This window comes from Amycolatopsis sp. lyj-23, from assembly GCF_046549135.1.
Classification (GTDB): Bacteria; Actinomycetota; Actinomycetes; order Mycobacteriales; family Pseudonocardiaceae; genus Amycolatopsis.
Genome location: NZ_JAJPWN010000017.1, coordinates 145,837 through 167,131, shown reverse-complemented (window position 1 = coordinate 167,131; position 21,295 = coordinate 145,837). Strand labels below are relative to the sequence as shown.

General features: G+C 67.1%; 22 protein-coding genes. 10 read left to right on the top strand and 12 right to left on the bottom strand.

Annotation, left to right across the window (positions count from 1 at the left end; all coding sequences use genetic code 11):
- Positions 1-52 precede the first annotated feature (52 nt).
- Entirely contained in the window at positions 53-337 is a 285-nt protein-coding gene (locus tag ACLJPY_RS36590) for a hypothetical protein (RefSeq protein ID WP_410595573.1), read from the top strand.
- Here ACLJPY_RS36590 and ACLJPY_RS36585 read toward each other — a convergent pair.
- Together ACLJPY_RS36585 and ACLJPY_RS36580 are read right to left on the bottom strand one after the other, a co-directional pair.
- Entirely contained in the window at positions 316-555 is a 240-nt protein-coding gene (locus ACLJPY_RS36585) for a BTAD domain-containing putative transcriptional regulator (RefSeq protein ID WP_410595572.1), read from the bottom strand. The two genes, ACLJPY_RS36590 and ACLJPY_RS36585, sit on opposite strands and share 22 nt — an antisense overlap.
- A 176-nt stretch (positions 556-731) precedes the next feature.
- Complete coding sequence (locus ACLJPY_RS36580) at positions 732-1,460, bottom strand: alpha/beta fold hydrolase (protein WP_410595652.1); 729 nt, start codon at positions 1,458-1,460, stop codon at positions 732-734.
- Positions 1,461-1,486: 26 nt separating this feature from the next.
- Between ACLJPY_RS36580 and ACLJPY_RS36575 the strand changes: the two genes are divergently transcribed.
- Positions 1,487-1,687, top strand: a complete 201-nt coding sequence (locus tag ACLJPY_RS36575; protein ID WP_410595571.1) for a LuxR C-terminal-related transcriptional regulator — start codon at positions 1,487-1,489, stop codon at positions 1,685-1,687.
- A 600-nt stretch (positions 1,688-2,287) separates the two neighbouring features.
- Here the strand turns inward: ACLJPY_RS36575 and ACLJPY_RS36570 are convergent.
- The 3 genes from ACLJPY_RS36570 to ACLJPY_RS36560 form a co-directional block, all read right to left on the bottom strand.
- The gene (locus ACLJPY_RS36570; protein WP_410595570.1) at positions 2,288-2,857 is read right to left on the bottom strand and encodes a hypothetical protein; all 570 of its coding nucleotides are present in this window, start codon (positions 2,855-2,857) and stop codon (positions 2,288-2,290) included.
- Positions 2,776-3,045 carry a helix-turn-helix domain-containing protein gene (locus ACLJPY_RS36565; RefSeq protein WP_410595651.1) on the bottom strand — a complete coding sequence of 90 codons (270 nt, stop codon included), beginning with the start codon at positions 3,043-3,045 and terminating at the stop codon, positions 2,776-2,778. Before ACLJPY_RS36565 ends, ACLJPY_RS36570 begins: the two co-directional genes overlap by 82 nt.
- A 557-nt stretch (positions 3,046-3,602) precedes the next feature.
- Positions 3,603-4,049 (bottom strand): OsmC family protein, encoded by a 447-nt coding sequence (locus ACLJPY_RS36560; protein ID WP_410595569.1) that lies wholly within the window; start codon positions 4,047-4,049, stop codon positions 3,603-3,605.
- Positions 4,050-4,669: 620 nt separating this feature from the next.
- On the opposite strand from ACLJPY_RS36560, the gene ACLJPY_RS36555 reads away from it, so the two are divergent.
- A complete protein-coding gene (locus ACLJPY_RS36555; protein ID WP_410595568.1) occupies positions 4,670-5,797 on the top strand; it encodes an alkene reductase in 1,128 nt (375 codons plus the stop codon).
- Positions 5,798-6,126: 329 nt separating this feature from the next.
- On the opposite strand, the gene ACLJPY_RS36550 is transcribed toward ACLJPY_RS36555, so the two are convergent.
- The 5 genes from ACLJPY_RS36550 to ACLJPY_RS36530 all read right to left on the bottom strand — a co-directional run bounded on the left by ACLJPY_RS36550 (position 6,127) and on the right by ACLJPY_RS36530 (position 13,063).
- Positions 6,127-8,031 carry a S8 family serine peptidase gene (locus ACLJPY_RS36550; RefSeq protein ID WP_410595567.1) on the bottom strand — a complete coding sequence of 635 codons (1,905 nt, stop codon included), beginning with the start codon at positions 8,029-8,031 and terminating at the stop codon, positions 6,127-6,129.
- A 949-nt stretch (positions 8,032-8,980) separates the two neighbouring features.
- Positions 8,981-11,239 (bottom strand): NACHT domain-containing protein, encoded by a 2,259-nt coding sequence (locus tag ACLJPY_RS36545; protein WP_410595566.1) that lies wholly within the window; start codon positions 11,237-11,239, stop codon positions 8,981-8,983.
- Between the two features lie 185 nt (positions 11,240-11,424).
- Positions 11,425-11,709: an ANTAR domain-containing protein gene (locus ACLJPY_RS36540; protein ID WP_410595565.1), complete on the bottom strand. Its 285-nt coding sequence runs from the start codon at positions 11,707-11,709 to the stop codon at positions 11,425-11,427.
- A 274-nt stretch (positions 11,710-11,983) separates the two neighbouring features.
- Complete coding sequence (locus ACLJPY_RS36535; RefSeq protein WP_410595564.1) at positions 11,984-12,361, bottom strand: hypothetical protein; 378 nt, start codon at positions 12,359-12,361, stop codon at positions 11,984-11,986.
- Positions 12,362-12,733: 372 nt separating this feature from the next.
- Positions 12,734-13,063 (bottom strand): STAS domain-containing protein, encoded by a 330-nt coding sequence (locus ACLJPY_RS36530; RefSeq protein WP_410595563.1) that lies wholly within the window; start codon positions 13,061-13,063, stop codon positions 12,734-12,736.
- Between the two features lie 742 nt (positions 13,064-13,805).
- On the opposite strand from ACLJPY_RS36530, the gene ACLJPY_RS36525 reads away from it, so the two are divergent.
- Complete coding sequence (locus tag ACLJPY_RS36525) at positions 13,806-14,291, top strand: helix-turn-helix domain-containing protein (RefSeq protein ID WP_410595562.1); 486 nt, start codon at positions 13,806-13,808, stop codon at positions 14,289-14,291.
- A 351-nt stretch (positions 14,292-14,642) separates the two neighbouring features.
- Complete coding sequence (locus tag ACLJPY_RS36520; RefSeq protein ID WP_410595561.1) at positions 14,643-14,927, top strand: hypothetical protein; 285 nt, start codon at positions 14,643-14,645, stop codon at positions 14,925-14,927.
- Positions 14,928-15,174: 247 nt separating this feature from the next.
- Here ACLJPY_RS36520 and ACLJPY_RS36515 read toward each other — a convergent pair whose 3' ends face one another.
- Together ACLJPY_RS36515 and ACLJPY_RS36510 are read right to left on the bottom strand one after the other, a co-directional pair.
- Complete coding sequence (locus tag ACLJPY_RS36515; RefSeq protein ID WP_410595560.1) at positions 15,175-15,786, bottom strand: hypothetical protein; 612 nt, start codon at positions 15,784-15,786, stop codon at positions 15,175-15,177.
- Positions 15,787-16,382: 596 nt separating this feature from the next.
- Entirely contained in the window at positions 16,383-17,672 is a 1,290-nt protein-coding gene (locus ACLJPY_RS36510) for a sigma-70 family RNA polymerase sigma factor (protein ID WP_410595559.1), read from the bottom strand.
- A gap of 1,260 nt (positions 17,673-18,932) precedes the next feature.
- Here ACLJPY_RS36510 and ACLJPY_RS36505 point away from each other — a divergent pair.
- Genes ACLJPY_RS36505 through ACLJPY_RS36485 form a run of 5 tightly spaced genes read left to right on the top strand, consistent with a single transcriptional unit; the run spans position 18,933 to position 21,084 of the window.
- A complete protein-coding gene (locus tag ACLJPY_RS36505; protein WP_410595558.1) occupies positions 18,933-19,226 on the top strand; it encodes a hypothetical protein in 294 nt (97 codons plus the stop codon).
- Positions 19,223-20,212, top strand: coding sequence for an NRAMP family divalent metal transporter (locus ACLJPY_RS36500; protein WP_410595557.1), 990 nt, complete (start codon positions 19,223-19,225; stop codon positions 20,210-20,212). Before ACLJPY_RS36505 ends, ACLJPY_RS36500 begins: the two co-directional genes overlap by 4 nt.
- Positions 20,173-20,439: a hypothetical protein gene (locus ACLJPY_RS36495; protein WP_410595556.1), complete on the top strand. Its 267-nt coding sequence runs from the start codon at positions 20,173-20,175 to the stop codon at positions 20,437-20,439. Before ACLJPY_RS36500 ends, ACLJPY_RS36495 begins: the two co-directional genes overlap by 40 nt.
- Positions 20,436-20,819 carry a hypothetical protein gene (locus ACLJPY_RS36490; RefSeq protein WP_410595555.1) on the top strand — a complete coding sequence of 128 codons (384 nt, stop codon included), beginning with the start codon at positions 20,436-20,438 and terminating at the stop codon, positions 20,817-20,819. The genes ACLJPY_RS36495 and ACLJPY_RS36490 overlap by 4 nt, the downstream gene beginning before the upstream one ends.
- Positions 20,806-21,084 (top strand): PRC-barrel domain-containing protein, encoded by a 279-nt coding sequence (locus ACLJPY_RS36485; RefSeq protein ID WP_410595554.1) that lies wholly within the window; start codon positions 20,806-20,808, stop codon positions 21,082-21,084. Before ACLJPY_RS36490 ends, ACLJPY_RS36485 begins: the two co-directional genes overlap by 14 nt.
- Positions 21,085-21,295: the final 211 nt, after the last annotated feature.

Below are 21,295 nucleotides of genomic sequence, written 5' to 3'. Positions count from 1 at the left end.
ATTCGGGCAAGGTGTGCTCTTCGACCCACGGCGAGCGGACGTCGAGTCCGACGTGCACACCATGGACGGTGATCCCACCCACGCCTACCACCGCTGGCACGCGATCCAGCGCGGGAACATGGTTCTCGACATCGATCGCGGCCAGTGGGTACGGCTGAATCCTGTTCTCGGGTTCGCCTGGGCTCTGCAGTCCGTCGCGAAGCCGGATCACGGCCATGTCAACCCCCGCCTGCCCGCGGACCAGGTCCGCGCGTTAGCCCGCCACTGGCTGCCTCGCGACCAGACCTTCCTCGATCGTGACTTCCGATCGGCGCCCTACCCGTCCGGGATCGAGTGAGACACCCGTTCACAAGCCGCGCGCGACGCCGGGCCCGGCGCGGTCCCCAACCGTTCGTCGCGGATCCGCCGAGCCCGGTGGTACGCCGCGACCGCGTCGGCTACGCGTCCGCTCGCCCAAGCGCTCGTGGTGAGCTGAACCCGCGCGCTCGCGTAGCGGCTGGTCGTGGACCAGGCCTGTGGCGTCCGCACCGCGCTCTGGTGGTCGGCCACCGCCATGGAGCGTAAGCTCCATAGTTCCTTTGGGAAACTGGGTGCAAGGAAGGTAACCGGAGTCACGTGCGGACGGTGAATTTCCACGCGAGTGGATTTAACTGACGGGACAATCCCGGCCCGACAACGCCGAGACAGTTCGAGTTGCCACACTCTGCCCCTGAGCGGAACTCGCGCGGTTCTCACTGACGATAGAAGATTGCGGTACCTGCGCTTGACCAACCTGCCGAGCCCTTCTGCTGGATCATTCGCAGCGCGCATCGCCCCGCGTGGCCGCCAATGACGCAATCCAGGCAGCAAGTGTCGAAGCGGTTGTCTCGGCGGCCTCGGGTGAGGACTGTGTCTTGATCGCCCGGTACGTCCAGCACCTTGTGCGGCAACGGCCAGCTCGGCCGCCAGCCCCGGTCCGGGTCCGCCGCCGTCATCTCCGGGGTGGGACCGCCCATGAGCAGCAGGGTAGGCACGTTGGACCGCCCGGGAGGCCAGCGGTGGAAGAGGCGGACATACCAGCAGGCGGTGAGTAGCCAGGCATCCGCGAAGTGCTCGTCTTCCGCCGGCTGACCAGATGCGGGGGGCGCGGCCGACATCAGCGCGATCGTGCGGGGGTCGGAACCCTCGGTCAAACCGATATCGGACTCGATGAGCGCGACGTCGGCCGGCGCGGACCCGATCGAGGCGAGGTGCGTCGCCAAAGCGTGTGTGACCAAACCGCCGGAGCAGTAGCCGAGCAGGATGACCGGCCGGTTGCCAGCCACCTCGTGCACCTGGGCGGCGAACTTATGCACGAGTGCTTCCAGATCACGCGGGATCGCCTTGTCGTCGGCGAAGCCGGGTACTGAAGGACGAAAAGGCCGTAATGGTCGCCCAAGCTTTACTTCAGGCGGACTGGACCGGGTCGTCCCAGCGCAGATAGCAACGAAAAGACGGTTTCGCTGCTGTGCAAGGAAGGGGCGCGATTCCGGCCCGTTCCAGTGCCTCCCAGGTTACCGGACGCGGACTAAGCAATGCGGAGATCGCGAAGGCGCTGGTGGTCAGCGAGTCCACGGTGCAGGTCCGCATCGGGCACAACCTGGCCAAGCTGGCCGCGGCGAATCGCACTCAGGTGGCCATCCTGGTCCACGACGCCGGACTGGCCTAGCTAGCCGTGGACCTGGGCTTGACCGGTCCGGCGAAACCTGTGCCTTCCGGAGTCGCGATTTCCGTCGTACGGCATGCGCGAGCGCTCGGAGCTGTGCGGAGGTACGTTCAATGGCGGACCGCGACCCGATGGTGGCTTCGCTGCAGTTGCGTCCTTGCCGCTCGAGGAGAGAACATGACGGTCCGGGTGCTGGTCGCCGACGATCAGCAATTGGTTCGAGCTGATCGCGCTGCTCGTGCGACGGCCGGCTCGCCCAGCGTGTTCTCGAGCTGGCTACTGCCGCACGCGCCCAGCTCTCCTCCAACATCCAGCTGTTCCGGGAGCTGATGGCCGGTTTCGACGTGATGCCGGGTCGACACACCATCGTTCCCGTGCGCGTCGAGCAAGTGAGCCGCGTTGCGGAACGCATACGCTCAGCGGGGGTAGAAGTAGAACAGCCTGCATGTCCCGTCGTACCGCGCGGCACCAAGCGCATCCGTGTACAGCTGCCCGCGCCGCACACCGAGCAGGACATGACCCACGACAAACGCGTACCTCCGCGCGGGTCAACAGCGGCTGATCTCCCCGGAAGCAGCTCATCGAGCCACAAGCCGCCCTCGGTCACCCCCGGTCGGATTCGGCCAGGGCGTGGGCGTGCGCTCTGGTTTCGCTGTTCATCGGGAAGAAGCACTCGATGCGTAGTTCCTGCAACGTCACGTCTTGCGGAGTACCCAATGTGGTCACCGTGGAGAAGTAGTCGAACCGCCGATCACCGACCTCATACCGGATCGGCACGATCGGCAGGACAGGCGTCGATGCGTCCATTGTCCGCAGATTGGACGGCACTCCCGGGTAGCCCAGAACTTCGTCGAGAATCCGCTGCGCCCGCTCGTCGAGGACACCACCGATCGCCTCGCGCCGGGCACGCCGCACCAGGGCCTCAGCGACCTCCGCCCAGTTCTTCACGTGACGCCGAACACCGTCCGGGTGAAACATCCGGCGAAGCACGTTCGCCGGCCCCGGCGAGCGATCCCCGTGTTCGTTCTGAAGGAAGGCGAAGAACCGGCGGGCAGCGGTGTTGGCGTGTCGAATGTCCCAGCTACGGTCCATCACCAGTGCCGGGAACGGCTCCTGCTGGGCGAGGATCGTCTCCAGTGCTCCCCGCACCGCGGCCAAGGCAGGGGCATCCAATTCAGACTCCGGGTACTCGGGGGAAAACCGGCCCTGAGCAGCAATGTGTTGCGTTCACGCAAAGGGACGTCCAGCACCTCCGCCAGCTTCAGCACCATCGCGCGGCTCGGATTCGCCCGACCGGTTTCGACAAAGCTGAGATGGCGAATCGACACGGCGGCCTCGGCGGCCAGAGCCAGCTGGCTCATCCGCCGAGTACCACGCCACTGCTTGAGCAAAAGACCGACGTCAGACACCCGTCGAGTATCTCGGTTCTGAGACGCGCGGCAACACGACGTCCTCCAGCGGTGGTATCGCGGCGTTGATCACGTAGTCGGTCATCGCCGGGATCGCGAACCCAGTTGTGAGCTCGAACACCTTTACCTCGGCGCAACCCGCCGACCAGCTAACGTCCGAAGCCCCTCACAACCCGGACGTCGTCGATGTCATCGTCCACTCTTACCGGCACTGTGGTGGTCTCACCAAGGGAGATCCTCGTCCTCGAGAGCAGAGGAAACCTCTACGCCCAAGTTCGCGTGGCGACCGCGATCACTCTACCGGACGGTACGAACACCTGCTCCTCCAAGGTGTCGGTACAACGTTTCACACGAAGCGCCGGAGAAAGTCCGCGAACGCGGTCGCAACCCTCCTCCGGCGCCAGTCGGACGAAATCACGCCGACGATCTTGCCATCGGCGAGGTCGACGAGCGCACGGTGTCACCGCCAGAGCCGATTCGCCTGACAATCCGACGCGCTCGCGAACTTCCTAGACCAGGGTCGCTTCCAGCGTAATCTCGACGGTGGACAACGCCTTGGAAACCACACAACCCGTCTTCGCCTCGCCGGCGAGCTTTGCGAACTCGGCTTCGTCAATACCCGGGATGTCGCCCCGCGTCTTCAGGTCGATACGCGTAATCTCGAATCCGCCGTCGACGGCGGAAAGTCGCACCTCGGCACTCGTCTCCACCGATTTCGGGGAGTGCCCGGCGCCTTCCAGAATATGCGTGAAAGCCATCGAAAAGCAGCCAGCGTGCGCCGCCGCGATCAGCTCCTCCGGATTAGTTCCCTTACCGTCCTCGAACCGCGACCGGAAGCTGAACGGTCCTTCATACGCCCCCGAGCCTAGCGCCATCGAGCCAGAGCCCTCCACGACCGAGCCCTGCCAACGCGCCGTGGATACCCGAGTAGCCATTTTCTTCTTCCCCTTCGTCACCGCTGCCCGGACATCCCGGGCGTCATCAGCAGCAAGGTACCCAAAGACGGGTAGTTACTCGCAAGGACAAGTGGTTCCCAGCGGGAAGTACCAGCGCCCAGGCACCCGAAGAGTCGCCACCATGCGAACGTCCGGGTCTGGACGACCCGACCGAGCGAACACCGGCGGGCTAGGAGATACCAGCACGCCGGTTCATTCCGCAATCGCCCGGACTCAGGCAACCACAACGAGCGGCACTTTGGTCCAGATGCGGACCAGCTCCGCTTGGACCGACCCAACGTACGCAACTACCTGGAGTTCGGCGACGCCCCGAACAGATGGACACCACCCGGACACCCGACCATTGGGCGCCCGGCGAGCGTGCTGTCAGCGAGCCCGGCAGTTCGCGGTGCCAACACCTGCACCGGAATCGCCTGGTCGAGCGACAGGACGTCCCCGAGCAAGAACACCGCCATGCGGTGCCGAGTCATGGTGACATCCCAGTGCGCGGAGGCAAGACCGCGAAATTGCCACACGAAGGTGGTTACTCCAAGGTATGCCTACTTTCCATACGGTGCGTAGCTCCCCTTTTTGGAAGCAAGTTCGCTTGCCAGTAACCAAATCTGCGTCTTTATAGTGGCGTGGCGGGACGGATCGGCCCGAAGCCACTACGGAAAGTCAAAGACACCATGACAACCTCGTTTTCCTCTTTGTTCAAGCCCGCCACCGTCGGTGGCGTGCACGTGCCGAACCGGCTCGTGATGTCGCCGATGACACGCAATCGGTCCACTCCCGAGGGCGTTCCGACCGCACTGAACGCCGAGTACTACGCGCAGCGCGCGTCGATCGGGCTGATCATCTCCGAGGCGACTCAGCCGTCGGATGACGGACAGGGGTATCCGCTCACCCCTGGTATCTACACCGACGAGCAGGTAGCGGGGTGGCGGCAGGTCACCGACGCGGTGCACCGCGTGGGCGGCCGTATCTTCATTCAGCTCATGCACGCCGGCCGCGTCGCCCACCCGTCGAACACTCTCCACGGGCGGCAGCCGGTTGCACCGTCAGCCATCCGTCCCGAGGCGGAAATGCCGACGGCCACCGGTTCCCAGCCGATTCCGGAGCCCCGGGCACTCACTTCGGAGGAAGTCGCCGCCACGGTCCAGGACTTTCGGAACGCGGCCGCCGCCGCGATCCGGGCCGGCGCGGACGGCGTCGAGATCCACGGCGGCTACGGCTTCCTGGTGCAGCAGTTCCTGTCCAGCAGCGCCAACCAGCGCACCGACCAGTACGGTGGATCAGTCGACAACCGCATCCGGTTCGCGGTCGAGGTCGCGGCTGCGATCGCCGACGAGATCGGCGCCGACCGCACGGCCATTCGAATCACACCCGGAATCCCGCACAACGGCATCGTCGAGGACGACATCGAGCAGATCTACCCGGCTTTGGTTCGCGCCCTCACCCCGCTCGGCCTGGCCTACCTCGAACTGGTCCACGTCGGAGACGACTCGTTTTTGCGCACGATTCGCGAGGTCTGGCCGACCGCACTGGTTGTCAACCGGCCGGGTGCCGACCTGTCCACCCGGGTCGCCGACCTGGACACGGGGCTGGCCGATCTGATCACCGTCGCACAGCTCGCGTTGGCCAACCCCGACCTGGTCGAGCGCCTTCTCGATGCGGCTCCGCTGAACGAGGCCGATCCGGCCACGTTCTACGGCGGCGATGCAGCCGGCTACACCGACTATCCCCTGCGCACGAGCAACGGCCAGTGACCAAAACAGACTTTGCCGAGCCCACAACCGACCGGTTGTGAGCCGGGTAACCCAGCACAAACCGGCTCGGTGAGCATTGAGCTCACCGAGCCGGTTTTAGTGTGCCGGGAAGTGGTGTGGCATTGGCCTGGTGCGGTCTTGTCAAACCCGCCTGCGTCGTCCGCCGCCCCATGGTACGGAGCAGCACACCGGCAACTGTCCGCTCAGCGCTGGCCTGCAGTCACGCCGCGGGCGCAACCACCGTCCGACGATCTTGAGCTCGCGAAGCGCACCGACTGGTCCTTGCCCCGGCACCCGGTAGGAAAACCAGTCAGTGCGTCAACGGAATCTTACTTCGGCTGGACGCCCAGCGCGGACAGGGCCGGGCCGGCCATGATCACGCCGTTGCCCGTCACCGTGTCGAAGCCGGGCGCGCCCAGGTCGATCGCCGAGGACACCAGCGCCGAACGGATCTGGGCCGGGGTCGCCGTCGGCTTGCCGGACAGCAGCAGGGCCGCGATCGCAGCCGCGTGCGGGGCCGCCGCCGACGTCCCGTAGAACGGCTGGAAGCCCGCCACCGACGTCGCGACGCCGTCCGCCGCCGTGATGTCCGGCTTGCTGCGGGTCGTGCCGCCCGTCGAGGACACGTTGCCCGGCGTGATCGCCGACCCGTCCGCGTTGTAGAACAGGTGACGCTTGCCGTCGGAAGAGAAGCGCTCCCACTTGCTCGACGCGCTGAACAGGCCCGGGTACGGGCCCGCCGGGTTGGCCGGGTCACCGGTCTCGAGCGGCCGGCCGAACGCCGGGCCGGCCGGGGCCGCCGCCACGCTGAACGCGTTCGCCGCCGCCGAGTGGCCGTTCGTGACGCCGTTGGTGCTGAACGCCTTGAGCGAACCCGAAGCCACGAACCGGCCGCGGATGACGTTCAGCGCGATGAACCGGTCGGCACCGCTGTACTTGACCACCGCGACCTTGTAGCCGGAGCCCGTGGTGGGCACGCTCGCGATCTCGTACGGGTTCTGCGAGCCGGACTGGCCGTTCTCGCTCGAGGCGACGACGCTGCCCGAGGAGTTCAGGATGAACAGGTCGTAGTCGTTGGCGGACTTGCCCCACGGGTCGGACCAGAACAGCGTCACCGGCTTGCCGAGCGAGCCCGCCGAAAGCGCGTCGAAGTTCTGCGTCGTGCTGCTCGGATCGAAGTCGTGCGGGGTGCCGGTGACGCCGCTGATCTTCGACGACGACGCCCGGAAGTCGCCCTCGTAGTAGCCACTGGTGCCGTCGGTCGCGTTGCCCGAGTTGCCCGCCGAGGAGAAGTACAGGACGCCGGCGGCGGTGACCTCGTTGACCGCCTGCGCGACCTGCGTGTCCTGGAACGGCGACTCGTCGAAGTAGGCGACGTCGTCGACGATGATCGTGCAGTGGCCGGTGGTGCGCAGCGCGCGGATGTTCGCGGCGAAGCTGGCCTCACTGGTGAACGCGGTCGCGAAGCCGAGGGCGGCGTTCGGCGCGAGGTCGTGGACGATCTCCAGCATCGCGGTGCCCTCGTCGCCGCTGCCCTTCTGGCCGGACAGGACGTCGACGGTGGGCAGTTCGCCGGCGCTTTGCGACTTCGCGAGCGAGTCGACGCCGTCGGAGAGCACGCAGACCTTGACGCCGGAACCGCTGACGCCGTAGGTGGTGCGGGCGGTGTCGGCACCGTGCGCCTTGTCGCCTTCGGACACCTGCGTCGCGGCGGCGACCTGCGCGGCCGCGGCCTGGCGGAAGTCCCGGTTGCCCGGCTCGCTCCAGGTGGTCGCCTGCGCGGCGGGCCGCACTTCGGCGACGTCGGCGCGGCCGGCGATGGCGTCCACGGCGGCCAGCGGCAGGTCGGCGCGAACGGCGCCACCGGCGGCGTAGCGGACGGTGCCGCCCGCGGCCTGGACCGCGCTCGCGACGGCCTGGTCACGGCTGGCGGCGATGTCGACCGCGACGGTGCCGGCGCTGCTGACACCGACGCCCGAGCGGTAGTCGGGGATCTTCGCGGCGAGCGACCGATCGGCCCGCAACCGCTTCTCGACGACGAGCTGGCTCGATTGCTTCCGCTCGGCGGGGGTCAGGCTCTTCTTGATGCCCTGCAGCGCGTTGATGCCCGCCTCGGTGCGCGCGGCCGCCGCATCCACGGTGGACGGCTGCGCCGCGGAAACCCCCGTGGTCAGCAGCAGGGCGCCGACCGTCAGCGGAACCGCGTGCGCGGCGACCCGGCTGAATCTCACCATCGATTTCTCCCTATGATTTTCGATCATCCGGCCCTGAATCGGCTCGATCGGAAGTTATCCACAATGAAACTAAGTAATCGCCATCGAACGGTCTAGCGACCAAAGTCGGGAACGTATCGGACATTGTTGCTCGCCGGGAAGTCAAGTGAGTGACAGGTAACCGCTTCGACTCTGGCTCATGAGGCTCGGTTGCAAGCTGCACTGAAACCCGACTTGTTCAAGACGAATCACAGCGCGACATCGACCGGTGAGCACGTCCCGGCCGATAACCGAGCGTATACCGGCCAGCAGGATGCTCCTGTCAGAGGACCGGATGCGAACGAAGCAAATAGTTGATTCCCATAAGAAACCAATACGCGTTGAAGGTAACCATCTGCTGCGTGATAGGATTTCGATGTAGCTAGGCAGGGACTTTAAAAACCGAAATCACCTGCGCGAACCCTCACCTCAAGAAGGATCTGTCATGTATATCTCTCGCGTACTTGCTACTGGCGCATTGACCGCATGCCTGGGACTCGGCCTCATCTCACCGGCAATGGCCGCTCCGACTACAGCTGCGTACAACGCCGCAGAGTGCAGCCGAGCACTTTCAAAGGGACTGGATATTCTCGGCGCGATCGGCCAGACCACCTTGCCGCTCCCATCCTTGGTATACGGGGCTCTTGGCCAGGCAATCGACAGTGGCCGACTTAGCGGGCCCACGGCACAGACGGCCGCACGCGAGGTACGTGATCGAATCTCGATCTACTGCTTCAATTGAGCATCCAGTAATACTTTAAACCCACCTTTAAGAACATCTTACCTCGATTTCGAGATATTCCTACACTCAAATCACACGAGCTACGACGGTGGCGTGCCAGGCCAGCTAAAGGCCTGGCACGCTATCGCATTCTAGGGAATTACCGGATTCCTGCGTTAGCTTGCGCAAGTTGGTCACACGCGGTGAACACTAACGATTAGCGATGGCGCCGACTACGCCGCTACCGTCGCACAGCGATGAATCTTGCATTGCAGGCCTAGAGAAGCTGTACCGCACTAGCCGGTCACGCGGCTGTCCAAACGCGTAGCCGGACGGGGTGCGGCGCATGATGATCTGTTCTTCCAGGTGCGGGAAGAACTCCCTCACGTCGCGAGGCAGCACTCCGCGCCGCAGCACCGAACGCACCGCCGCCCGGTGGCTCCACCACCCCCGCAGGGACACCGCGAACCCGGTCAGCCACGCCCCGGCCGCCGCCGCGATCATCAGGTGGTAGGCAAGGGACCGGACCTCCGCGCCGACGACCGCAGCGAGCACCGCGGCCAGCCTCCACCACACCACCAGCGCCACGGCTCCGGTCACCACCCGCACGAACAGCGTCCGCCGAGCGGCCGCGGTCCGCACCGACCGCACCCGCCCGGCACCGCGCTTGCGCCGCGGCGCGGCCCGCACCGGCAGAGCGAGCACCGCAGCCGCCGCCCCCGCGGTCACCCCCGGCAGCAGGCCGAGCAGCAACCCGTCCACCCCGCCGAGCGCTCCGATGCACACACCCACCATGAGCCCGGTCGAAATGCTGGGCAACGCCATCAGGAGCGCACTCGGCAGGTCCAGCCGCCACCGGCCGGCCACGAACTCCGCGAGCTGCAGCTGCGACAACCCGCTGGCGTTCACGCGCTGCGCGATCCGCCACTGCATCAGCGCGGTCAAGATGAGCACGACGACGGAGGCGATCGCGTAGCCCGCGCCCTTCACCCGAAGCTCATATCCGGCCAGTCCGAGTGCCGCGCACAGCGCCACCACGGCGTAGGCGCCCATCGGGATCCGGCCGGGCGGCGCCGGGTCGGCCTTTCGCACCCAGGCGAGGGTCAGGTTCTCCATCGCGAACGTGTCGCGGCCGCCGGACTCCATCAGCCGCGCCAGCCCCCGCAGGTGGCCCATCGTGGCCTCGTCGCCGAAGCGCGGTTTCCCGGGTGTGGTGAGGCTGCGCCGCCGTTGCAGGGCCTCCGCCAGGTAGGCCGACCACAGGTGATCCAGACGGCCGGCGAGCAGTTCGGCAACGGCCGCGTCGTCGACCAGCCGGCCGCGGTAGGCGAGCACGGCGACGGTCAGCGCCAGCGGTGTGTTCAGCAGCCGGACCAGCTCGGCGTTGCGGCCGCACGCGCCGCGCAGCGACGCCAGCTCGTCGCCGGCGTCGGCTAGGTACTGGTCGATGTCCGCGGCGCTCAACGGCGTGATCTCGGCGGCGGCGCCGAAGTTCAGGAGGCGCTCGGATTCGAAGTACTCCTTGGTGCGGCAGCAGACGACGATTGCGGTGTTCAACCGTGACCGCAGAAGGGAAAGCACCCCGACGCAGCGGCGGCGGTCCTCGACGTTGCGGATCTCGTCCAGCCCGTCCAGCAGCAGCACGATCGGGCTGCGGTCCATCCGCAACCACGCCGCGACCTTCGCCTCCGGGACCTGATACAGCCGCGAGATCTCCCACGACAGCCAGTCGATCGCAGCCGCCACAGCAAGGTCGGCCTGCACCCGGCGGGCCGCGCGCAGCCGCTCGCGCCGCATCACCTTTTCGTCGTAGGTCGCCTCGTCCGCGCGGCCGGTCCGCTGCAGGGTGGTTTCCCGGCCGGGCTCGACCTTCCAGCTGCCGGTCGACAACGAGACGACGATGGGCACCGGCCCGGCTCCGTCGGCGAGCAGGTGCTCCGCGAGGTGCAGCAGTTGCGTGGTCTTCCCGGCGCCGGGCTCACCCAGGACCACCAACCGCCGTTGCGTGCGATCGGCTTCATAGAGGGCAACGATGTCCGCGACCTCGTCCGGCCCATCGCCGTCAACCACCCTCAATGGACCGGTGATCCCGTCTTTCCGCTCCCGCAACCCCAGCCGCGCCGGCACGACCCGCTCCAGCGACCGGGCCAGGAACTGGTCAATCCACACCACCCGCATCCGGCGGCGGACATCCTCCAGATAACCGTCCTGCTGCGGATCCCACGGATGAACGGCAGAACCGGCGGCCGGCCGGGCGCCGCGCTGCCACAACGCGAGCACCGCACCGAACAGCGTCACCGCACCGAACAACGACAGCGCCAACGCGATGTGGCTCTTCATCCACTGCTGACCGGGCAACGGGTCAGCGGCCACCCAGTCCCCCAGCGGCGCGAAGTAGACCGCACCGGCCACGCCGACGGCAATGGTCAACGCCGCGGGCACCGCTCCGTTTCCCCGACGTCCGGCCACCCGCGCCCTCGCTCCTTTCCGCACCAGCGAAACGTCGACAGCATATCCGGATTACCAGCGCGAATCAGCGCTCTGCCAGCGACTGCCACCTGCGCGTACCAGTGATCTACAAAATTCCGAAAACCCGTTCCCACATGATCGACAAGACGGTGATTCACGAGCGACACTCTGGCTCGTATGTCCGATCAACCCGGATCTGAGTCCGCGTCGAAAGCCACTCCCGGGAATTGCCGCCGCAGTTCGGCCAGCACTGCCGAAGCCGTTCCGCCGTCCACCTTCGCGGCTCCGGTGCGGCTGCCGGCCGCGACGACGATCGCCGCGACCTCATGCAGCTTGACGCTGGTCCGCTGGGAGATGCTCCGGAGGACGCCGAAGGCCGCTTCGGGCGGCCAGCCACACAGCAGCATCACCATCCCTGTGGCCTGTTCGATCACCGGCTGCGTCGCCAGCGCGTCGCGCAGCTGGCTCACCTCGTCGACCGGATCGTCCGGGGGTCTCCACGACGTCATGCCGCTCATTCCACCTCATCGGGCTTTCAGCGAGCCGCAAGAACGCAGCACGTCGAACGTCTCGTCCGCGACGATGCCGCGGCGGGCTCGACGAGGAGAAGTTTCGATGCGTCCGAACGGGGGTATCGAGAGGCCAGGTCTGATTGTCTCGTACGAGTGTCCTTCGGACCCAGACCCCGTCGGCTCCAAAATCGGGGGCCGACGGGGTCGCCCACCACCTGGGAGGCGACCGCCGTTACGCCAGACCCGGAGCCGCGAGGTAGGCCGTCAGCCGCAGGCGCAATCCCCGCAGGTCAGCCACCGCGACGAACAGCGTGCGAACCGGCGTATGCCCGTTCCGGCCTCCCGCGAGCACCGGGCCGTCGAAGTACACGCACTCCGTGATCCGGTCGACCCGCGCCCGGCTCCACCGGTCGAGACCGCCGACCTTGGCCGTCGCAGTGCTCTCCAGCACCGCCTCGACCGCGGCCGCCAACCCCGGCACCGCCGCCACCGGCACCAGCACACTTCGACCCCGCCAGGCATGCGGCTGGATCCTCGGTTGCGCGCCGACCTCCGGCACGTAGGAGAACACCGCGTCCCGCCCGTCGACCGCTGCCGACCAGGGCGCCATCACAGGCGACCGCGGTATGACCATCATCGGCCCACCCTCCGGGTTCCGCTGCCGTCTTGGCGGGCGAATGCGCCGAGCAGGACAGCGACCTGTTCCGCCACCAGGGTCGTCGGCGCGGGACCATGCAGCAGTTCCGGACTCGCCTTCAGCTCCGCGAAACTAGGCGATGGACATACCTGCCAGCTGCGCCACCTTCTCACGACACAGCCCCGACCGTCGGCGCCGTGAACCATCCGCCAGGTCGAAGTCAGCCTGCCACATCAGCTCGCGGTGGCGGAACAAGTCGGCGAGGGCGTAACGATCCGATCATGCGGCCGTTCTGGACGGCGGCTCACTTGAGCCAGGGAGGCCCCGACCCTGATGGACCCGGCCTCATGGCAGGGCGTCGGTGCGGGCTGGGACGACACCGAGCGCTTCGGTGACACCGGTCAACTGGAAAACACGTGCCACCGTGCTGTGCTCGGGAGCCACCACCCGGACCCGGGTGACGGGCGCCGCCTGGCGACTGGCTTTGAGCAGGATCGTGATCCCGATCGACGCTAGGAAGGATACTTCGCTTAGATCGATCACCAGCAGCTCTGGTCCGCTCGCCCTAGCCTCGGCGATGGCGGCTTCCAGAACGGGAGAGCTATGCAAGTCGACCTCCCCGGCGACCTCGAGCACGACCGCACCTGTGCCCGATTCCGCAGGGAGGGCCGTCACTCGCCGCAGATCACGGGGTTGAACCCAAAGAGGATCGGAAGCCACTCTTTACCTCCGGTGGGACAAGTAAGCAGGACCGAATACCCGTCTCGGCGCAGCGCAAACCTTCAACAATGTGACCTGCGACACATGTCCGGGTGATTGGCAGGGCAGGGGTCCGCTCCTTCGACCTCAACGCTGACGCAACAGAGGCGGCCCGGACTCCGCGACAGCCGCACGGTGAAGGAGCAATCAGACCTTCCGCTGGATTGGACCCCGCCGCGACGGCGGCTGATCCGGCGACGCCGTGACAGCCCAGCTTTCCGCGAGTATCCGTTCCCGGAAGCACCGTCAGCGCGACATAGCCACGGCCGCGACGAGGCAGTGCAAGACGCTGGCGAAGCGCTGGCCTTCGGCCTCAACTTGGCTCAGTCCACCGCCTGACGCGCCCGGCGCCTGGCAGGCCCGACGGTCACTTCCCCACACCCGACAACACGAAATCACTCGCCAACTTCGACAGCGCACTGAGCAGAGAACCATTTCGTCGACGACCCACATGCACGAAACAAATTCCCCGGCGAGCGGCAACTCCGACCGGTTGAAGAATCTCCGGACCGCGACCGCCGCGGAAAACTCGACACTTTCACCGGGCAATCCGGCGAACCAGCTACGGCGTCGAACCGCAAGCGCATCACAGAGTACGTCGAGCCCGTGACGTTCGCGGGCTTCGATCGTTACTTCAGATAACGCGAAGGAGAATCAGGTGGCCAACATCGACAACGCGCTGTACCGCCGTATCCTCGGGGACGAAATCCGTCGGACCCGGCGCCGGCCGGGCTGGACCCGCGAGGAGCTCCGGGCGCGAATGGGCGGCACACTCTCCCTCCAAACCCTCGCCACATACGAACTCGGCACTCGCCACTGCTCGCTTATTCGGTTCGTCGAGATCTGCATGGCACTCGGCGAGCCTCCGAGCGACGTCTTGGCCCGCACTCACCGTCGCGTGACGCCGGACCCGGCAGACGGTCTCCTGGTGCACTTGAACGCCATCGTCCGAGATGCCCCGCCGACGCTGGAACCGCTACGCCGGTGGGCCCAGAACCGTCTCGCTTGCTCGGGCATTCCCAGCGGCGAGGAGGAAATCCTTTCCGGCGCCGCGCTTGAACACCTTGCCCGCCTGTGTGGAATGTCCGTCACGGAGGTCATCGCTACAGTGAACGACTTCGCTCCGGTTCCGTCGGCATCGTAAGGCAAGCGCGAAATCCGTCGAGAGGCCGCGGAAGATTCGGATCGAGCGCACCGCTCAGGACCATGTCGACCACGGTCTCACCACATTCCGCTTGACCAACCGGACGCCAGCCTGGAGTGCCAGACGATTTTCGGTCGCGTACAGCACGATAAGGTCTCGTTCTCTACAGAGAGTAGGATTAGACCGAAGTCGCTTAGCTCATAAGGGTGGTTGCCGACTCCTCCTTGGTCGCGAATCTCGCACACTGTAACTCAGCTGCAGAGCTCTGCGACCTAGAAATGACACCAGACATCGACCGTGGCGGCGGCTTGAGGTGAGGGCGAGCCGTCCGCGACATCGCGGAGAACCGGAATGAGCGCACACCTGCCCTTGTTCGGGATGCTGACCTATCAGGCACGGCACGCCCGCCGGCGCCTGCGCTGGCCGGTACTCGCACTCCCAGCCACCACGGCGGCCATTCCGGTCGCGGACACCGCGGCCGGCATGATCGTCCTCGCCACGGCCGCAGTGCTCATCGCAGTGATCCTGGCCTCGCGGTGGCACTGGACCCGCGCGGCCACGCGGATCGAGGAGATCGTCGCTACCGAGCTGGCCAACAACTCACGGCCACCCGCCACCGGCCGACCACACGACTGAACACCCACAGTGGATCGACCGTTTCCGCCGGAGTCCACGCGCCGGTCCTCGCCACGGCATGTCCGCACATGTCATCTTGCCAGCACGTCAAGCTCAGAGAAAGCCGTCAGCGTCCGGACGCACTGCACCGGGAGCAACACCCGACCGCGATCCTCGCCGGTTTTGATGATCGCGGGTGGCGCCAACTATCGTCTTTTTGCACCGAGAAGTCTGCATCAGCACGCAACCCGCTGCTGGCGCGGACCCTTCAGCGGGCCGCTTTCATCTTGACTCCCAGCAAACCGGCGAGCGAGCCGCGCAGCTCGCCCGGATTTCCCTCCCAAGTGATCACCGCGGGCGGCTGCGGTCCGAGAAAGCGCAGCGCCTGTTCATCGAGTTCTCGCACCACGACCAGCACGGCAGCTCCGCCGACGACCATCGAAGCACGGGAACGAACCCGGTTGGCCACGTGCTCGTCGAGAACCAGGCGAATAGCCAAGAACACCGCTTTCCCCGCCTTCTCGACGCGCGTGTTCCACCATTCGTCGGCCGCCCCGTTGAGGCTTACCTGTGCGCCCAACTCAGCTGCTATCTCTGCGACGACGGCCATGATTTCACTGTTGAATAGCGCGTGCTCGGCCAACCGGGCAGCCTCGGTGAGGTCCACACCGTCTTCGACACCACCGATCGCGTCGGCGATAGCGTTTTGCGCAATCTGAGCGAGCTCAGCCGGCGGCGTCTCCAGCGCTTGCGCGTCGGCACCCTTGGTGCCTGTCCGCAGATCGATCTTCAAGTTCTTACCCCACGACACTCGCCCCGGCAGCACGCCGACGACCCCGAGCAGAAACGCCGCCCCGGCCAGAACCACCAGAGCCACCACAGCGGCTCCTTCATGTCCCAAGAACACGTCCCATTGGGCGAAACCCGCAACCAGCAAACCAGATCCTCCGCACACAAGCCGCTGCGGAAGAGGCAGCCGCACCGGCTGCAGCCTCTCGTTGTGGTTGTCACGCCCGGACATCCGTCACCGTTCCCATGCCTAATCCGCAGAAGCGGCATTGCCGTGGGGACAGCCGAGTTTGGGCACCTTGTTCCGCCAGGCGTGCAGATACTCCTCCTTGCCGTATCCGCACGCCGCCTGCAGATACCGGATCTGCCACCGCGAAAGCCGTGGCCCCTTCGGCACCGGAAGCAGCACTCCGCCACGACGAAGCCACCGCACGTCTGCCGTCGCTTCGACGCAGCGGAATCCGAGTGCCCGAAGTGTCCGAGCGTGTGCCCGGCCACCGCCATCACAATTCCATCGCTTGCCGCGCTTCGCCATACCGTCAACCACCCCGCTCACTCAGCGTCGCACTCGGCTCTAACCGTGCGTTGTAGCGAGGAGATCGTTCGGCTCTGCTGGTCTGCTACGCCCGAGCCCCATCCCCTCCCTGTTGGAGACCGGATCGTGACCGCGGACCAGGCTGAGCCCGGTCATCCGGTGGGGGCAGCAGTCTCCGAGGTTTTGCTCTTTTCGGCCTTCCGCGACTCCTTGGCCGCTTGCCTGGATGACTGCTTCGCGGCCTGCCTCGATTCCTTCGCGGCCAGCTTGGATTCCTTCGCCGCCTGGCCGTCGTTCGTGTCGGTTCCTGAGCCCTGGGCCGCTTCGGACTCCGCCGCAGCCGCCGTCTCATCGGCCGAAGCTGCACCCGGCGCCGACGTCAGCTGCGGATCCGGCGAGGCCTGGCCAGGGCCCGCTGGAACTGCTTGCCCCGCAGTGTCGCGCGCGGCCGAGCCGCTCCGGGCGGTCTGCGTCGTCGTTGCCGCGCCGCCGGACACCGGCGGCGGGGTGTCATTGGAGGTGCTCGTACCGATAGTCACCGTCGTCACCAGGACCGCGCCCGCCGCGGCGACCTTCGCGGCCGTCGCCCAGGACAACGCCGAGGCGCCGGTGCTGGCGGCGACCCCGGACGAGGCGAATGAACTGCCCGTGGTCAGCCAGTGCGTGATGATCGGCAAGCCGAGGATGAGCGGCGCCACGGTGGCGGGCAGCTCCTCGTTCAGCTCCTGCAAGCCGGTCGCCAGCTTCCGGCAGTCCGCGCACCGCTCGAGATGCACGGTGATCCGGTGCGCTTTGAGGTCGGAAATGTCGTCCCGCACCCACCGGGCCAGCTGACCGGACACGTTCTTGCAGTGGCGCCGCCGCGCCTCCGGCACGTGCTGGCCCAGGTACGCTTGCCGCAGGCCCTCCCGCGCACGGTAGGCCAGCGCCGCCACGCCGTTCGGCGTCATCCCGAGGTCTTCGGCGATCTTCGCGGGCGAGTCGCCGTCGATTTCGGTCCGCCACAGCACCGTCCGCCACCGCTCGGGCAGACTCGCGAACGCGTCCGCGGCGACCGTGGCGTGCAACCGGCTGTTCACCGACTCGTCGCTGCCCTCGCCCGGCAGGACGTCCGGCACCTCGGCCACCACCGACACAGTGGAGTCACGCCGCCGCCAGCTGACCATCGTGTTCCGGATTGTCGTCAGCAGATACGGCCGGAAATCCTCGTCCGGCCCGTCACCGTTGCGCAGAATCCGCAGCACGCGGGTGAAGCCCTCGGCGATCAGGTCGTCCCGCTCCGCCACGTCGGCCGCGATCGCGGCCGCCACCCGCCGGGCGGCGGCGAGGTGGCGTTCGTAGAGCTCACCGAAAGCCGCGATGTCACCACCACGGACCGCCGCGATCAGCGCCGCGTCACTCCGGGCATCGGTCCCGGCCACCGCCGGCGCCACTTCGGTCATCACACCCCCTTGCCCGTGCGGGTGCACGTGCAGAACGTCACACGATAGTGGTCGAAGGTGGAGTCGTCCGCAAGGCTCAACGCGTTGCAGATGCGCGAACTCAGCAGCGACACAGGAAGATGAGCTGCGTTCGCTGCGGTGGCTTCACCGGGGTCATAGCTGCACTGTCAGCTACCGGAGTGAGCGCTCGGCTCGGGAACTGAACCGTAGCGCCATGCTCACCAGAACGGTCTCCAAGTCCAAGGCCTGCCGAAGCCAAGGCAGCCTCTCCGTCTCCAGCCGCTCGCGGAACTGGCCCGGATCGCCGTCCTGGGCCAGCGTCACCACCAGAGCCAGTGTCGGGTCGTCGCGTCCTCCGGTCAGCGTGGCGCGTGCCTGGCGCGGCGTCCGAAGCAGCCCTCGACGCGGGGATGTTGCGCCCACGTGCGGCGGCGCAACCCCGGCTGATCACCACGGTGGGTTTGCCGTGGATCTCCTCGTCAGCGAGCACTCGCGGGTGCCAGCAGTTAACGGGAGCGCAAGCGCCGCCCCTGGGGCGAGGGCGCCGTCGAGTTGGCCGCTGTCGTGGACCTTCGGCGGGTGCGGGAACGACCGCATGCCCGTGTCGCTCCGTCCATGGCCGCACCAACAGGCTGTGAACGCGGTGCATCGACGGTGAGGCGGCCTGCCGGGTGCGCCGTGCTGCGCCCGACAGGCCTCGCCGACCGGCGGTGGGCCGGGGGGAAACCCACATTGCCGGTCGGCGTCCTCCGAGAATGGCAACGGCACGCGGTACCGACCAGGGTCGAACGCCTCTGTCAGCGCCAATCGGCACCGCCAGCCGCTGAGTCGATCAGCCCGCGTCGAGACCTACGAGTGCTGATGACCTGCCGCCCCCGACGGCCGGCAGGCCGTCGGGGTCATTGCCGTCACGCTGGATCCACGACCACGGCCATGAAACCGGGCCCCAGATCGCCTTCGGCGTTCCCGCTGGACATCAACGGTCAACTCCGCCAGCAAGACAACGCATAACCAGCACCATTCTTCGGCAGAGCATGGCTTCAGTCCGCAGCGCCGTCGATGAGCCGGATCAGGTCACCGGTACTACGGTGATCCAGTGCACGGCAGAACAGTGAAGATCGCGGTGTGGGGCGGAGCTGCCCTCGTTGTGCTGGCGGCGGTTGCCGTTCCGTCCGTTCTGCCTGCTTCGTCCGATGACTACCGGGATTCCGCGCTGTCGGCGGCGGAAGAGGCGCTGTCACAGTCCGGACGACCGAGCTGATGGTGACGGCCGACGCCGAGGAGAACATCCTTCCTCCGTACCGGTCGGCGGTGCTGTGGCAATCCCGCGACAGCCTGGCCACGGCGATCAGCGATTTCGCCGGCGACGAGGTTCCGGACGCCGCCGCCTTCGCGCTGCGCGACGAGTGCCTGCCGTTGCTGAGCGCTGCGGCCGCCGAGGTGGCCGCCGTCAGCGCCGCCACGGACGCGGGACCGGGGGCCGAACGCGCGTTGGCGGCGAAGCTGCGGAGCACTGGTGATCTGCTGGCCGGTTTTCTGGAGCGCCGCCGATGAAGAAGGTCTTGGCCGTCACCCTGGGGATCCTCACGGCGATCGGCGGTTTCGTCGACATCGGCGACCTCGTCGCGAACTCCCAGACCGGCGCCCGCTTCGGCATGCGGCTGGCGTGGGTCGTGATCGTCGGCATCGTCGGGATCTGCGTCTACGCGGACATGGCCGGCCGGATCGCCGCGGTCAGTGGCCGTCCGGTGTTCGACCTGATCCGCGAACGGCTGGGCCCGCGGATCGCGCTGGTGAACCTGGTCGGGTCCTACTTGGTCACCATGCTGACGTTGGGCGCGGAGATCGGCGGGGTGGCGCTCGCGCTGCACCTGGCGACCAGCGTGCACTACCTGCTGTGGGTGCCGGTCGTGGCGGTCGTGCTCTGGGTGGTGTTGTGGCGCACCAAGTTCGAGACCCTCGATCGGGTGTTCGGGCTGCTGGGCTTGGCGTTGGTCGTGTTCGTGGTCGCGCTGGTGACGCTGCCGGTGTCGTGGGCCGATCTACTCGGTGAGGTGGGCGGGGGACCACCGCCGACGGAGAACTGGGCCACCTACGGATATTTCGCGGTCGCCTTGTTCGCAGCGGCGATGACGCCGTACGAGGTGTTCTTCTTCTCGTCCGGTGGAGTGGAGGAGAACTGGACGCGCAAGGACCTCGGCACCGAGCGCATCAACGTGTTCGTCGGGTTCCCGCTCGGCGGCATGCTGTCGCTGGCGATCATGGCGTGCGCCGCGGTCGTGTTCGAGCCGGCCTCGGTGAAGGTCGACGCCATCACCCAGACGACGCTGCCGGTCGGGCTCGCGCTGGGCAAACTCGGCTTGGCCGTGGTCATCCTCGGCGTGTTCGCCGCGACGTTCGGGGCGGCGCTGGAAACCGGGCTGTCCGCCGGCTACACCGTTGCCCAGTACTTCGGCTGGGAGTGGGGCAAACGCGTCGCGCGGCCCGGTTCCACACCGTCGTGCTGGTCAGTGTCGTGCTGGGGGCCGCGCTGTTGCTGACCACCATCGACCCGGTGCAGCTCACCGAGTACACGCTGCTGCTGTCCGCGGTGGTCCTGCCCCTGACCTACCTGCCGATCCTCGTCGTCGCGAACGACCGCGACTACCTCGGCGACCAGGTCAACGGCCGGATCCGCAACGTACTGGGCGTCACCTACCTGAGCGTCATCCTCGTCGCGGCGGTCGCGGCGATCCCGTTGATGATCATCACCGGAGCCGGCCAATGACCACGTTGCGGATCGACTTCCACCTCCTCGACCGGCAGGTCGTCGACCTGGCGGGCCGGAAGGTCGGCAAGGTCGACGACGTCGAGCTGGCCGCGGGCGAGGATGGGCGGCTGCGGGTCGTCGCGTTGCTGGTCGGCCAGGTCGCCCTCGGACTGCGGATCGGCGGCCGATTCGGGCGCTGGCTCGCCGCGGTGGCCACGCGGCTGCGTGCCGAAGAAACGCCGGTGCCGCTGCGGATCCCGTTCGAGCACGTCGCCGACGTCGGAAGTCACTTGACGTTGTCGTTGCGGGCGGAAGTCTTGACGGAACCGCCGCTGGAGAAGTGGCTGCGGGAGCACGTGATCGGCCGGATCCCGGGAGCTCGTGATGCGCGCAAGTGACCTGCTGGGTTCGACCGCCTACGACACCCAGGGGCGGCCACTCGGGCGGATCGCCGACCTGATCACCGAGGTGGACAGCACCGGTGCGCCGGTGATCCTGGCGGCGCTGATCGCTCCCCGCCGGCGCGTCCGGTTGCTGGGCTACGAGCGGAAGGAGATGAGCCGGCCGTGGGTGATCGACCGCATCGCCCGGTGGCTGCACCGCGATCTGCGGGAAATCGCCTGGGCCGATCTGAGCGTGGCCGCTAACTCGCGAGACCGCTGATCGGCAGGGATGAACCGGCGGCGTTTGCTCGAGGGCCGCCGATCCAGGTGCTCTTCGTGCGAGCGCCTGCCCCCGCCTCGGGAAGCGTTGAGCAAGCACCTGTGCGTCACCATGTGCTCCGGGCACCGAGGTCCGCAACGCGATGTCGTCGCGTTGATCCGAGGAACAGGAATCCGATGGAGAAGTGGTAGTGCCTCGCGGACCAGACCAC